Consider the following 13,693-nt stretch of genomic DNA (forward strand, 5'->3'; position numbering starts at 1 on the left):
CGTCCGGAGTGGGCCCGACTTGCCTGACCCGAGCTACCCGTAAGGCTCACCGCGCCCAAGCCGCTAGTCCGTGCAACAAAGTCGCCTCAAGGTGCTCGTGCTGCGCTTCGAAGCCACCGCGCGGGCGGTTGCGGCGGCAGCGGTGCCGATCGTACTCGTTGCCCGCCTCGTCGCCGTCTCCGCTCCGCTGCTGCTGTTCCCCTGGTCCGGTCGCCTGTCGGCGCGCAACATTCCCTTCCTCACCTGGGCCGGGGTCCACGGGGGGGTCTCTGTGGCCCTCGCGCTGTCACTGCCGGACGTCCCGGAGAAGTCAACGCTCCTCACCGCGACCTATGCAGTGGTGCTCTTCTCCATCATCATCCAAGGCTCGACTCTCGGGCTGGTCGTGCGACATACCCTGCTCACCGACAAGGCAAAGCATGCCTAGGTCAACAGGTGGCCGTCGCCTTTCCGGCCCAGCGGCGGTCAGGGTCTCCGCGGCAGAGCGGCGAAGCGCACCTCGAGATCTTCCACCGCGGCCCGCTCGCCCAGGCTCTGCCGCCCTGCCGCGAGGGCGAGGTCGGCGTGACGGCGCAGCGCGGCGCCGCGTTCCGGCGCCTGCTCCACCGCCAGCACGGCGCCCAGGATCTTCATGAGGCGGAGGAGGACGGCGGCCGAGCCCGCGCCGTTCTGCCGAATCATGTGGAACATGGCGTCGAGCAACCCGTCGTAGTCCACCGCGCGCCGGAATAAGACAACGCGCCCGTCCCGAAGCACGGCCGAGCCCGGCAGGTGACGGTCCGTCATGCCGCAGAGCACGTCACCAAAGCGGTCGAGCACCGCCATGGCGGTGAACGGGTCGTTGATGCCGGGCGAGAGGGCGCGGACCGCGACCTCGGCAAGCTGGCGCACGGCAAACTCCAGATCCTGCGCCGCAGCCCGCCGGTCGCCGAGGCTCATGGCGTCGCGCACCCGCTCCATCGCCTCCTTGGCCAGTGCCGGTGGCGATACCGTGGCCACGGCTGCGCCGGTGAAGACGTAATCACCCGGGCGCACGAGCAGGTGCAGGGTCGCATCATGCTCAGCCGCCCAGTTGGCGAGCCCTTCCTCGCCGAGCGCCCGGAGGTACCCGCCTTCCTCTGCGGTGATGGCTCGCCCCTCCGGGGCAGGGCCGATCGGCCCCGGATCCGGATGGTCGAGGGTCAGCCGGACAACCGCATCCCGCAGTTCCGCGTGGACCGTGCCAATCACGGTCTCGACGTTGATGCCGGAGGCGATGTGATGAACGAACCAGGTGAGCGTGCCGACGCAGAGCAGGGCGAGGACGAGGGCGCCGGTGACCCCGAGATGGGGCACGAAGGTCCCTTCCTCCACGGAGCGCACGGTCCGCAGCACGACCAGGGCGTAGACGAAGGTGCCGAGGAACACTCCCAGGGCAACCTGATTCCCCGCGTCGCGGACGAAGTTCCGCAGCAGCCGCGGCCCCATCTGACCGGAGGCGAGGGAGAGCGCGGCCACCGTGATGGAGAAGGTGGTGCCTGCGACGCCAATGGTGGAGGTGGCGATGGCGCCCAGAAGGGCGCGGGCGCCCGCTTCGCCGCCCGCGTAGAGCCAGCCCGCAGGAAGGATGGATCGCGCCCAGCCCCCCTCTTCTGTCCAGACCGCCCCCTGACCCAGGATGAGGCCGAGCAGGACAAGGATCGCCGGACGCAGCCAGAAGGCGTCGCCGAGTGCCTCCAGCCGCTCGCGCAAGGCGGTGCTCATAAACACCTCCGAGTGGGGTCCGCCGGGACCGCTCATGGTCCATCCTCCTCACTGGCCCGGCAGGACGCCGCTCTCCCTTCGCAACGGCAAGGTGGTCCGAAGGTTGAGGTCCAGGCAGAAGGAGTAGCGGCATGTTCTTTGACAGCTGGATGGGGCTGCTGCGGGTCGTGGCGGTCGGAACCCTCGCCTATGTCGCCCTGGTGCTGCTGCTCCGGACAACGGGCAAGCGCACGCTCTCCAAGATGAACGCCTTCGACTTGGTCGTGACGGTCGCGCTCGGCTCCACCCTGGCGACCGTGCTGCTGAGCAAGGACGTCGCCCTCGCCGAGGGCGTGGTGGCCTTCGCGCTCCTCGTCTTGCTGCAATACACCATCACCTGGCTCTCGGTCCGCTCCGACCGTGTGCGAACCCTCGTCAAGGCGGAGCCCTGCCTCCTGCTGCGCGACGGCCGCTTCCTGCCCGAGGCCATGCGGCGGGAACGTGTGACCAAGGACGAGGTCCAGGCTGCTGCCCGTGCGCAGGGTATCGCCTCGCTTCAGGCCGTCGGCGCGGTCGTTCTGGAGACCGACGGGAGCTTCTCCGTCATACGGCAGGACTCCGCATCCCCGAGCGAGAACGGGCATCCTTCACCAATGGTCTTACCCTGACCGGCCGAGCGATTGTGCCGACACTCATGGACATGCGCCTCCCTGTTCAAAGGCCGACTGGATAGGCCATATCGATTGCTGAAGCCCCCTTGTTCGAGAGGAGATGCCCATGGCCGATGCAAGGATGGTCGCCCAAGTCACTAACAACCCTGGCTTCATTGCGGCGCTCGACCAGAGCGGCGGCTCGACTCCAGGCGCCCTCAAGCTCTACGGGGTGCCCGAAAGCGACTATGGCAGCCAGGCCGAGATGTTTCGGCTGATGCACGAAATGCGCACCAGGATCATCACTGCTCCCGCCTTCACCGGCAGCAAGGTGATTGGGACGATCCTGTTCGAACAAACGATGGATGGCCAGGTGGAGGGGCGGTCCGTTCCGTCTTTCCTGTGGGAAGAGCGCGGCGTGGTCCCATTCGTGAAGGTCGACAAGGGCCTGGAAGCCGAGAGCAATGGCGTGAGCCTGATGAAGCCCATGCCCGAGCTCGATGCCCTGTTGGAGCGCGCGGTCAAGTTGGGGGTGGCTGGCACCAAGATGCGGTCGACCATCCGGCTCGCCGATCAGCAGGGCATCGCCGCGATCGCGCGGCAACAATTCGAGATCGGCGAGAAAATCGCGGCCCACGGCCTGATACCGATCCTTGAGCCCGAGGTTCTGATCAAGAGCCCTGACAAGGCGGACGCCGAGGCCATTCTTCGGGATGAGATCAAGAAGGGGCTCGACGCCCTTCCCGAAGGTCGCCAGGTCATGCTCAAGCTCACGATTCCGGAACAGCCTGACTTCTACTTGCCACTGGTCGAGCATGCGCGCGTCGCCCGTGTGGTCGCGCTGTCGGGTGGCTACACCCGCCACGAAGCATGTGAGAGGCTTGCGCGCAACCACGGGCTGATCGGAAGCTTCTCGCGCGCACTGCTTGAGGACCTGAGGCGTTCGATGTCGGATGACGAGTTCAACGTTGCGCTTGAGGCAGCGGTGGAAGAGATCTACGCGGCCTCAGTCGATAAGCATTGACGAGGCTGCATCCCTACGTCCGCTTCAACTCGGCTTCCATGCCAAAGCCGCCCGACCGCTTTCGGCCAGACCCGGTTGTGGGCCGCATTGCGGCATCCTGCGCTCAGCTACTCATGTGACACCGGGTTGACGGGTTATCGTGCTGGATATGCAACTTTATTCAGCGGATGTCCCAGAATGGGCGGTTCGCCTCTGTAGTGGCCTCAGCACGGCTCGTGCCAATATCAGCCAGGAGACGAGCATCCATTTCACCTAGCAGTCGGCGAGTTCGGTGAGCCTGCAGCATGGCGCCGACCATGCGCCAAATCCGACGCAGGCCGAGATTGTTGTAGCTAGGAACGAGACACGGAGATGAGACAATGTGCGTCGCCATCATGACCTCCTGCGTCCGAGTACCTCGGATGAACAGAGAGTAGTTGACGCAGCTCTATCACGAAAACGAATTGCTGTGATGTTTTTCATCAACGAAATTGATGATCTGCGCGCATGCTCAGAAGCCGCTTGGCAGGATCGCTCCCACCAGGCAGGTTCTGATCTGCTTGCTCCCTTCCACGCCGGCCATATGGCCGGCGCCGGTCCGATCAGGGCCTGTCACCGATTAGGGCGTTCACCACGCCGCCGCAGTACGGATGGTGTAGCAGGGCCTGCTTAACGCCCGGTAAAGGCGGCACCACTTTTCTGCGATCTGGTAACGGCACGCGGCCGTCTCGGTGACCGGCAGGACGGCCGCTATGCTCTGGCCATGCTGATGCTCTTCCATCGCCTGCTGCTGGTCGCCCTGCTGCTCACCACATCGCCCGCTCTCGCTGCCGACCTCCTGGGGCAGGTGGTCGGCATCCAGGATGGCGATACCCTGACCCTGCTGACGCCGGAGCGCCGGCAGGTGTGGGTGCGCCTCTACGGCATCGACGCACCGGAAAGCCGGCAGCCCTACGGCACCCGGGCTCAGCAGGAACTCTCGGCGCTCGCCTTTCGCAAGCAGGTCCGCGTGACGGTGGAAGACACCGACCATTACGGCCGCACCGTCGGCCGGGTCTGGGCCGGGTCTCTGGATATCAACGCCGAGCTGGTGCGCCGCGGCGCCGCCTGGGTCTACCGCCAGTACAACCGAGATCCGATGTTGCCGCCGTTGGAGGCGGAAGCCCGCCAGGCGAAGCGTGGCCTCTGGGCTCTGCCGGCCAGTGAACAAGTGCCACCCTGGGTCTGGCGGCGGAATGGCGGCCGGGCCACCGCAACCGTGCAGCCATCAGCAGCGGGGAGGGCAGGGACTGCGGCGTCCTCCAGCAGCACTGCTGACCTGAGCTGCGGCAGCAAGCGCTACTGCACCCAGATGAGCAGCTGCGCCGAGGCGCAGTTCTACTTCCGTCAGTGCGGGCTGAGCCGGCTGGATGGTGACCGCGATGGCGTGCCCTGCGAGCAACTCTGCCGCTGACAAGCTGCCGATTACGGCAACGCCCGTTCGCTCCACCATCCAGCACGTGAGGCACGAGTTATCTTGTACTGATAAGTCACTGTAAGCGAACCACGCGCACTGCGCACCAGGGCATCGTCTCCATACGTTCAGCCTGTTCTTGATGGCTGCCTCAACATCAAAGCGCATTTGCCTGGAAGCGGCGGAGACCATCATCCGCAGGCAGACGTTACGCCCCGCTCAGAAGCCAATACTCTGGACGATGGAACCCGAGGCGTGGTTGCAATGACACGGGGCACTGGAATCGGGCGCCCTGTCTGTCGAGGGAGGATCTTCCTTCCGGAACCACTACAGAGGTTTATGTTGCATGAGCGGATCCGCTGCGCCGCGATGGCGCTCGCTTCTCTTCGTTCCCGCCAACGTCGAACGTTTCATCGCTCGTGCGAACGAGCGTGGCGCAGATGGCGTGATTCTAGACCTGGAGGATGCTGTGCCGGCGCAGAAGAAGCCGGAAGGACGCGCGATGTTGCGGGACTCCATCACCAGCATCACCTGCAACGGCACAGCAGCAATGGTGCGGGTGAATCACAATCTCAGATATATCGGGCAGGATCTGGAAGCGGCGGTGATGCCGGGGCTCACGGCGCTGGTGCTTCCAAAGGTAGAGGATGCAGGCTTCGTTCGTGATGTGGCGGACACGGTCGCAGAGCTTGAGCGGGAGCAGGGCCTGCCTTTGGGTGAGATCAAATTCATCCTGCAGGTGGAAACGCCAAGGGCCCTGTTTGCGCTGCCGGCCATCGCCGGGGCGCATCCGCGCGTGGCAGCGATGACGCTGGGGCCGGAGGACTACTCGGCGGCAATGGGCGGTGTGCCGGAGCCCGATGCGCTGCTGACGCCGAATTACGCCGTACTGTGTGCGGCGCGCGCGGCGGGAATCCTACCACTCGGCTTCGTGGGGAGCATCGGCGCTTACTCCGATATCCCGGCCTTCGCCGAGATGGCCCGGCGCGCGCGGCGACTGGGTTTCCGCGGCGCCATGATCGTGCATCCCTCCCAGGTCGAGCCGCTGAACCAGGCTTTCACTCCGACGCCGGAGGAGTTGGACTGGGCTCACCGCGTGGTGACGGCGGATGCCGCGGCCCGGGCGGAGGGACGCGGCGCCTTCCCCATTGATGGAAAAATGGTGGACGCGCCGGTTGTTCGCCGCGCGGAGGAAATCCTGGCCCTGGCAGGATAGACGGAATGGCGGAACGGGCGGCGAAGACCGCCACCGCGCAAGAACAAAGGAGGAAATGATGAAGCTTGAACTCCGGCGCCGCGGCCTGCTCCCGGGCTTGGCTGCGCTTGCCGTGCCGACATCCCTCGCGCGGGCGCAGGAGGGCTGGCCGCAACGCGCCATCCGAATCGTCCTGCCCTACGCACCTGGCGGCAGCACGGATGCCTCGGCGCGGCTGGTCGCCGCGCCGATGACGCAATCCCTCGGCCAGCCCATGGTGGTGGAGAACCGCCCCGGCGCCACGGGCACGCTCGGCGCCGCCGAGATCGCGCGCGCCCCGAAGGACGGCTACAACCTGCTGGTCGATGCCGCGGCCCACGGTTCGAACCACGCGCTCTACCGCAACCTGCCCTTCGACTATGCGCGGGATTTCGCGCCGATCACGCAGTTGACCGTGTCGCCGCAGATCCTGGCCGTTCATCCCTCCCTGCCGGTGAACAGCGTCGCGGAACTGGTCGCCCTCGCGAAGCAACAGCCCGGCGCCCTTTCCTATGGCACGCCGGGCAACGGCTCGGCGGGGCACCTCGCCTGCGCTTCCCTCGCTTGGCACGCGGGAATGGACGTCACCCAGGTCGCCTATCGCGGCGGCGGCCCGGCGGTGCAGGACCTCCTGGCGAACCAGATCAGCTTCACTTTCGCCTCCGTCTCGGCTGTGCTGGCGCTGGTGCAGGACGGCAAGCTGCGGCCGCTGGCGGTGTCCAGCCTATCCCGCATCGCACCGCTGCCGCAGGTCCCCGCCATTGCCGAGACCTATCCGGGCTTCGACATCAACGAATGGGCCGGCCTCTACGCCCCGGTGGGAACCCCGGACGCCGTGCTGGAGCAAATCGGGGCAGCGGCCCGGGCCGCGCTCGCTGTGCCGGAGGTGCGGCAGCGGCTGGACCAGCTCGGCGCGCAGACCGTGGGCAGCAGCCGGGCGGATTTCACCGCCTGGCTCACCCAGCACCGGCTCCGCATGAGCGAGTTGGTCCAGGTGGCGAATATCAGGCCGGACTGAGGAACGAAGGAGGCCCGGCACCGTCCGCGAAGCTGTCCGGCGGCGCGAAAGCAGGTCGGGCAGCCTTCGGGTTTCTGGAAGGCCGCTTCACGAATTCCGGCCTTCACCAATCCCGCCGAGGCGTCGAAGCTCGCCCGTAAACGGCCCGAAGGCCGGAACGCACAAGAAAAACAAGCACGGAGGGCGTCATGAGGAAGTTGGTTCTCGCCGTTCTGGCAGTTCTCGCCTGCGCTGCTCCCTTGCAGGACGCTTCGGCGGCCCGCGCGCGCCTCGGCCATGTCTTCGCGCAGGGCAACGCGGCGGACGAAGCCAGCCAGATCTTCGCACGGCTGGTGAAGGAGCGCACCAACGGGGAAATCGACATCACGGTGTTCCCGAACAGCCAGCTTGGCGGTGACGAGGCGCTGGGCCGCGACCTCAGCCGCGGCGGGCTCGACTTCGCCTTCCTGAACGTCGGCTCGCTCTCGGGCCTCGACCCACTGCTGGACATCCACTACCTGCCCTACATCGCGACCGACACGCGGCAGGTCGACCGGATCTTCTACAACCCCGAGGGGATTCTGCAGCGTACGCTGACCGGCACGCTGGCCAAGCACAACATGGTCGCCCTGGCCTATTTCGAGCTGGATTTCCGCGCCGTCACCAATTCCCGCCAGCCCGTCAACGCCGCGGCCGACCTGCGCGGCCTGAAGATCCGCGTACCCGGCTCCGCCGCCATCCGCAGCTTCTTCGAGGCCGCCGGCGCCCAGGCGGTGACCATGCCGATGCCCAACCTCTTCGTGGCGCTGCAGCAGGGCACGGTGGACGGCCAGGACAACGGCGCCAGCATCACCTACAACTCGCGCCTGTTCGAGGCGCAGCGCTACATGACGCTGACCAACCACGTCTACGCCATGGGCGCCGTCACCGTCAGTGCCCGCTTCTGGAACGGCCTCGCGGAGGACAAGCGCGCCATTGTCCGCCAGGCGGCGCTGGACGCGGCGCGGCAGGGCAATGCGCTGAACCGCGCGGCCAACGAAGAATTCCTGCAGAAGCTCCGCGCGGGCGGGGTCACCGTCACCGTGCCGAGCCAGGAGGCGATGGCGGAATTCGCGCGCATCGGCCAGATCGGCTGGCAGAAGCTGGAATCTGTCTACGGCGCGGAGCGCCTGGCCGAGCTGCGGCGGGAGATGGCCGCGGCGGCCCGGACGGAATGAGCGCATGGCACCGGACGAGGCACTGCCCGTGAGCGGCGCCAGTCGCACGTCCGGCGCCGAGGTGGCGCCGGGCCAGCTTTCCCTGCTGGACCGCGTGATGCGCGGCGAGCGGGTGCTCGCCCGCGTCGAGGAAGCGGTGGTCATCGCGGCGCTCGCGGTCGCCATCGGCGCCGTCGGCATGTCGGTGGTGATCCGCACCTTCAACCTGCCCATCAGCGACACCGGCGAATGGGCCATGGTCGCCATGTCGCCGCTGACCTTCGTGGGCGGCGCGCTGTGCAGCTACCTCCGCCGCCATCTCACGGCCGACATCGTCGAGATGCTGCGGCCCGGGCCGCTGCGCCGCGGCCTGGAGGCCATCGCCGCGCTGCTGACGCTGGTCTTCGCCCTCACCTTCATCGCCCTGGCCTGGGACCTTTTCGACTATGCCCGCTCCTCCGGCGAGAAGCTGATCGACTTCGGCACGCCCATCGTCGTTCCTGTCGGCTTCGTGCTGGCGGGCGCGGTCCTGATGGCCTTCCATGCCGGCATGGACATCTGGCGGGCCCTGGCCGGACGGCCCCTGGGAGGGCTTGAGCTGTGGCGTTGACCTTTGGGCTGATGGCCCTCTTCCTGGTCCTGGGCGCGCCGCTGGCCGCCACCTTCGGCCTTGTCGTCTTCCTGCAGATGGGCAGCTTCGGCGTTTCCATCTCCGGCCTCAGCAACATCCCCTACGAGGAGATCTCCAGCTACCCGCTAGTGGCCATCCCGCTGTTCATGCTGACCGGGGAGCTGATGAACTGCAGCGGCATGGCCGCCCAGCTCATCGCGCTGGCGGACCTGATGCTCCGCCGCATCCGGGCGGCCTTCGGCTACATCACCGTGGCGGCCTCCGCCATGATGGGGGCGATCACCGGCTCCTCGGTGGCTACGGTCGCCGCGGTCGGCGGCATTGTTAGCCCGGAGATGGCGAAGCGCGGCTATCCGCCGGCCTACACGGCCTCGCTGACCTCCTCCGCCGGTCTGCTCGGCGTGCTGGTGCCGCCCTCCATCCCCCTCATCCTCTACGGCGCGACCGTCGGCGTCTCGATCTCGCAGCTCTTCACCGCCACCATGCTGCCGGCCCTGCTGATGGCCGTGCTGTTCCTGGTGGTGCACGCGGTGCTGTCGCGCCGGCTGCTGAAGAACGGCCAGGAAACCAGGATCGAGGGCGGCGCGGGCCCGCTGGAGCGTCGGCCGCCCTCCCGCATCCTGCTGAATTCGCTCTCGGCGGTTCTGCTGCCGGTGGTGATCCTCGGCGGCATCTACGGCGGCATCATGACGCCGACCGAGGCGGCGGCGGTCGGCTGCCTCTACGCCGTCGCCGTATCCCTGGCCCGGCGGCTGATCGACCGCAGGGGCTTCGCGCGGTCCTTCCGCGCCGCCGCCATCACGGGCTCCAGCATCCTGGTCATCATCGCCATGACCGGCATTTTCAACCGCGCCATGGTGCTGAACCAGGTGCCACAGGACATCGCGGTATGGCTGGCGACGTACATCGACAGCCCCATCGCCTTCCTGCTGACGGTGAACGTGGTGCTGCTGCTGGTTGGCACATTCATGGAAACCAACGCCTCCATTCTGCTGATGGGGCCGCTGCTGGCACCGGCGGCGGAGCGCTTCGGTATCGACCCCGTGCATTTCGGCATCATCATCGCGACCAACCTCGAGATCGGGCTGCTGACCCCGCCCATGGCGGCCAACCTTTATGTCGCCGCCCGCGCCGCCAAGGTGCGGCTGGGCGACATGCTTCCCTATCTCGGCTGGTTCTTCGCGGCGGCGCTGATCGGGCAGGCCGTCATCACCTTCGTGCCCTTCGCCACCCTCTGGTTCCGTTACCTCTGACCGCCTGGACACCATCACCATGAACGGCGACACCACCCTTCCCGAATTCTCCCGCGCGGCCGTGGTCCGGCAGATGGGGAGGCCAGTGACCATCGAGTGCGTGCCGGTCCCTCGCGGGCCGGAGCCCGGCGCGCTGATGGTACGCACCACCGCCTGCTCCATCTGCGGCACGGACGTGCACCTGTCCCGCGGCAATCTGTCCCTGGCCGTCGATCTTCCGGTGATCCTCGGCCATGAGATGGTTGGCCGCATCGTCGCCATCGGCGAAGGCGCCGAACGCGACAGCGTCGGCCAGCCCCTCGCCATCGGCGATCGCATCCTGTGGACGCACACGGCTTGCGGCAGCTGTTACTGGTGCACCGTCGCGCGCCAGCCGACGCTCTGCGAGAACCGCCGCGCCTACATGTACGAGAACATCGAGAAGCCGCCCTACCTTCTCGGCGGCTTCTCGGAATACGGCTACGTGCTGCCGGAATCCGGCCGCATCCGCGTGCCCGACAACCTGAGCGACGCGGTGGCCAGCCTGTGCAGCTGCGCCTTCCGCTCGGTGATGAACGCCTTCGAGAACCTGGGCGGGCTGGACCCGTCCGAGCACGTCGCCATCCAGGGCGCCGGGCCGCTGGGCATCCTGGCCGCCGCCGTGGCCCGCGTGGCGGGGGCGCGCAGCGTCAGCGTCATCGGCGCGCCGGACGACCGCCTGGCCCTGGCGCGGGAGTTCGGCGCCACCCACACCTTCAGCATCCAGGGCACCACCCACGTGGACCGCGCGGCTGAGATCCGCGCCCTGACGGAGGGGCGTGGCCCCGATGTGGTGATGGAGTTCACCGGCCATCCCGATGCCTTCGGCGAGGGGATCGACCTGGTCAGGAAGGGCGGGCGCTACGTCACCGTCGGTCAGCTCGGCGGCGGCACTACCACCTTCAGCCCCTCCACCATCGTCAAGAAGAACATCCGCGTCATCGGCTCCTTCTCGGGCGACGCGAAGTCCTACTGGAAGGCGCTGCAGTTCGCCTCGGCGCATCTCGACCGTATCCCGTTCGAGCGGATGATCACCGGCCGCTACACGCTGGACGAGGTGAACACCGCGCTGGAGCGCATGCACCGGCTGGAAGAAATCAAGCCGCTGATCGTGATGAGCTGAGGCGACGCAGATGGCAGGAGTGGTGCAGTTTACGCTGGACGGCCGGGGACCGCTGGACGGGGTGAGGATCGTCGACATGTCGCGCCTGGTGGCGGGGAACATGACGACGCATGTGCTCGCCGACTACGGCGGGGACGTCATCAAGATCGAGCGCCCCGGCAAGGGCGACGACCTCAGGAACTGGCGGGTCGAGGGGATCGAGGTCTTCTGGAAGGTCTATTCCCGCAACAAGCGCAGCGTGGCACTGGACATCCACGAGACCGAGGGCCGCGACCTGCTGCTGCGCCTGATCGACAGCAGCCAAGTGCTCGTCGAGAACTTCCTGCCCGGCACGCTGGAGCGCTGGGGCATGGGGCCGGAGGTGCTGCACGCGCGCAACCCCGGCCTCGTCATTCTCCGCATCTCCGGCTGGGGGCAGACCGGTCCGTGGCGCCTGCGCCCGGGCTTCGGCACGCTGGTGGAGGCGATGTCCGGCTGGGCCTTCATGAACGGCCACGCCGACAAGCCGCCCACCCTGCCGCCCCTGGCCATGGCGGACATGGTGGCCGGCCTCTACGGCGCTTCCGCCACCTTGGCGGCGCTGCGCGCGGTGGAGCGGGGCGGGGCGCCGGGGCAGGTGATCGACCTGTCCCTGTTCGAGCCGATCCACGCCATGGTGGGGGCCGAGGCGGCGCATGTGCGCCTGACCGGCAAGCCCACCATGCGGTCGGGCAACCAGTCCTCCCACACGGCGCCGCGCAACGTCTATGCCTGCGCGGACGGTGCCTATGTGGCGCTGTCCGGTTCCATGCAGTCCATGGCAGAGCGCATCTTCGACACGATCGGGCGGCCGGAGCTGAAGACGGACCCGCGCTTCGTGGACAACGCCGCGCGCGTCGCGAACCGCAACGAACTGGATGCCATCATCGGCGCCTTCATCGCGACCCGCAGCCAGGCCGAGAACCTGGCGCTGTTCGACGCGGCGGGGGTGACGGTGGGGCCGGTCCATTCGGTCGCCGAACTGCTGGACCATCCCTTCGTCCAGGGGCGGGAAGCCATCATCGAGGTGGCCGACCGGGACATGGGCGCGATCCCCATGCACAACGTCATCCCGCGCTTCTCCGCCACTCCTTCCCCGCTGCGTCGCCCGGCGCCGGCGGTGGGCGAGCACACGGAGGAGTTGCGCCGCGAACTGGGGCTGGGCAGCCCTGGGTCGTACGGCGAAGGCAGGTAACGGGTGCCCGCATTGGGGCACGCGGACGAGAAGGCTTGAGCTAACGACGAGATGAGGAGACAGCGATGTCTCTTCACCTCGGCAGGACCATGGACCTTCGAGACCTCCGCGCCTTTGTGGCCATAGCCGAAGCCGGCTCCCTGATGGCGGCGGCGAAGACCCTTAACAGCAGTCCGCCCGCGCTCAGTGCGCGGTTGAAGAACCTTGAGGATGAACTCGGGACCACCCTGTTCGTGCGCTGGGCCCGCGGCCTGTCCCTGACCGACCAAGCTCGCGAGTTTCTGGTACACTCTTACGCGATCCTCAAGCAGGCCGAGGATGCCAAGGCCAGCATCCTCGGGCGGGACAAAGTACCCTTGGGCGTGGTGCGGCTTGGCATCCCCGGATCGCTGATCGGCATCCTTAGCGTTCCGCTGATCGAGAGATGCCTTCAGGAGTTTCCCCAGATCCGACTGCGCGTCGTGGAGAGCATGTCAGGCTATCTTACGCGTTGGCTGCGTGAAGGAATGCTCGACGCCACCCTTCTGTTCGGAACCTACACGCCGGAAGACAGCGGCGCCTCCGTCAAACCGATTCTTGAGGAGGATCTTTATCTCGGGACCTGCGATCCTTCGCTGCTGCACCCGTTCCTGAACGAGCACGCTGAGATACCGATGCGGGCACTCAGCCACTTGAGGCTGGTGATGCCAGGCCCAGAACATGGGCTCCGAAGCGTGGTGGAAGCCACAGCGCGCCGTCATGACGTGCCGCTCGACATCGCGATCGAGATCGATGCCTCTCCGCAGATTTTCGAGCTCGTGCGAAGGGGGCATGGCTCGACGATCTGCTCGCTCGCTGCCCGGCATTTCGGCGCGCCGCTAGATGGCACCGGTTTACCAAAGCTCCACACCTTCCGCATTGTTGAACCGGGGTTTCAGCGGACAGTGTCCGTGGCAACGCCGCTGAACCGGCCGTCGTCAGGGGCCACAACGGCTGTCGTCCGCCTGGCTGCAAACATCCTCGTTGAACTAGCGGAAACAAAGGAGTGGAGGGCAAGGCGCCTGAGCGCATAATCCGGCCAAGTGCGTGGCACTAATTTCAGATCGGGCTACAAGCATCTAAAGCGTTAAGCTTAAAGCTATCGCGCAGATCCAGCGCTCGTTCTATCGCGGGCAGCACTCAGGATCAGTCAAACCGTTCCTGAACAACAGCAGCTACGGC

The 13,693-nt window shown here is 66.9% G+C and carries 14 protein-coding genes; 12 read left to right on the forward strand and 2 right to left on the reverse strand.

Features of this window, described 5'->3' with window-relative positions; translation table 11 throughout:
* The first annotated feature begins 70 nt into the window (after positions 1-70).
* Positions 71-427, forward strand: a complete 357-nt coding sequence (locus tag EBE87_RS23685) for a cation:proton antiporter domain-containing protein (protein ID WP_120638369.1) — start codon at positions 71-73, stop codon at positions 425-427.
* A 38-nt stretch (positions 428-465) separates the two neighbouring features.
* Here the strand turns inward: EBE87_RS23685 and EBE87_RS23690 are convergent, their stop codons facing one another.
* A complete protein-coding gene (locus EBE87_RS23690; protein ID WP_120638368.1) occupies positions 466-1,743 on the reverse strand; it encodes a DUF2254 domain-containing protein in 1,278 nt (425 codons plus the stop codon).
* A gap of 131 nt (positions 1,744-1,874) precedes the next feature.
* On the opposite strand from EBE87_RS23690, the gene EBE87_RS23695 reads away from it, so the two are divergent.
* Positions 1,875-2,390, forward strand: a complete 516-nt coding sequence (locus EBE87_RS23695; RefSeq protein WP_120638367.1) for a DUF421 domain-containing protein — start codon at positions 1,875-1,877, stop codon at positions 2,388-2,390.
* 109 nt (positions 2,391-2,499) lie between these two features.
* Positions 2,500-3,396, forward strand: coding sequence for a fructose bisphosphate aldolase (locus EBE87_RS23700; RefSeq protein WP_120638366.1), 897 nt, complete (start codon positions 2,500-2,502; stop codon positions 3,394-3,396).
* A 160-nt stretch (positions 3,397-3,556) separates the two neighbouring features.
* On the opposite strand, the gene EBE87_RS30535 is transcribed toward EBE87_RS23700, so the two are convergent.
* On the reverse strand, positions 3,557-3,772 hold the full coding sequence (locus tag EBE87_RS30535; protein ID WP_199707373.1) for a DUF1127 domain-containing protein: 216 nt from the start codon (positions 3,770-3,772) through the stop codon (positions 3,557-3,559).
* A 366-nt stretch (positions 3,773-4,138) separates the two neighbouring features.
* On the opposite strand from EBE87_RS30535, the gene EBE87_RS23710 reads away from it, so the two are divergent.
* The 9 genes from EBE87_RS23710 (at position 4,139) to EBE87_RS23750 (ending at position 13,545) form a co-directional block, all read left to right on the forward strand.
* Positions 4,139-4,828, forward strand: coding sequence for a thermonuclease family protein (locus EBE87_RS23710; protein WP_120638365.1), 690 nt, complete (start codon positions 4,139-4,141; stop codon positions 4,826-4,828).
* A 346-nt stretch (positions 4,829-5,174) separates the two neighbouring features.
* On the forward strand, positions 5,175-6,044 hold the full coding sequence (locus EBE87_RS23715; protein WP_120638364.1) for an HpcH/HpaI aldolase/citrate lyase family protein: 870 nt from the start codon (positions 5,175-5,177) through the stop codon (positions 6,042-6,044).
* A 58-nt stretch (positions 6,045-6,102) separates the two neighbouring features.
* Entirely contained in the window at positions 6,103-7,080 is a 978-nt protein-coding gene (locus EBE87_RS23720; protein ID WP_120638374.1) for a Bug family tripartite tricarboxylate transporter substrate binding protein, read from the forward strand.
* A 188-nt stretch (positions 7,081-7,268) separates the two neighbouring features.
* The gene (locus EBE87_RS23725; RefSeq protein ID WP_120638363.1) at positions 7,269-8,276 is read left to right on the forward strand and encodes a TRAP transporter substrate-binding protein; all 1,008 of its coding nucleotides are present in this window, start codon (positions 7,269-7,271) and stop codon (positions 8,274-8,276) included.
* A 4-nt stretch (positions 8,277-8,280) separates the two neighbouring features.
* Positions 8,281-8,865, forward strand: coding sequence for a TRAP transporter small permease (locus tag EBE87_RS23730; RefSeq protein WP_120638362.1), 585 nt, complete (start codon positions 8,281-8,283; stop codon positions 8,863-8,865).
* Positions 8,856-10,139 carry a TRAP transporter large permease gene (locus EBE87_RS23735; RefSeq protein WP_120638361.1) on the forward strand — a complete coding sequence of 428 codons (1,284 nt, stop codon included), beginning with the start codon at positions 8,856-8,858 and terminating at the stop codon, positions 10,137-10,139. The genes EBE87_RS23730 and EBE87_RS23735 overlap by 10 nt, the downstream gene beginning before the upstream one ends.
* Positions 10,140-10,158: 19 nt before the next feature.
* Positions 10,159-11,280, forward strand: a complete 1,122-nt coding sequence (locus EBE87_RS23740) for a zinc-binding dehydrogenase (RefSeq protein ID WP_199707371.1) — start codon at positions 10,159-10,161, stop codon at positions 11,278-11,280.
* A 10-nt stretch (positions 11,281-11,290) separates the two neighbouring features.
* Positions 11,291-12,493: a CaiB/BaiF CoA transferase family protein gene (locus EBE87_RS23745; RefSeq protein ID WP_120638359.1), complete on the forward strand. Its 1,203-nt coding sequence runs from the start codon at positions 11,291-11,293 to the stop codon at positions 12,491-12,493.
* 65 nt (positions 12,494-12,558) lie between these two features.
* Positions 12,559-13,545 (forward strand): LysR substrate-binding domain-containing protein, encoded by a 987-nt coding sequence (locus tag EBE87_RS23750; RefSeq protein ID WP_120638358.1) that lies wholly within the window; start codon positions 12,559-12,561, stop codon positions 13,543-13,545.
* The last annotated feature ends 148 nt before the right edge of the window (positions 13,546-13,693 follow it).

This window comes from Teichococcus wenyumeiae (assembly GCF_003696345.1).
In the GTDB taxonomy this organism is placed as follows: Bacteria; Pseudomonadota; Alphaproteobacteria; order Acetobacterales; family Acetobacteraceae; genus Pseudoroseomonas; species Pseudoroseomonas wenyumeiae.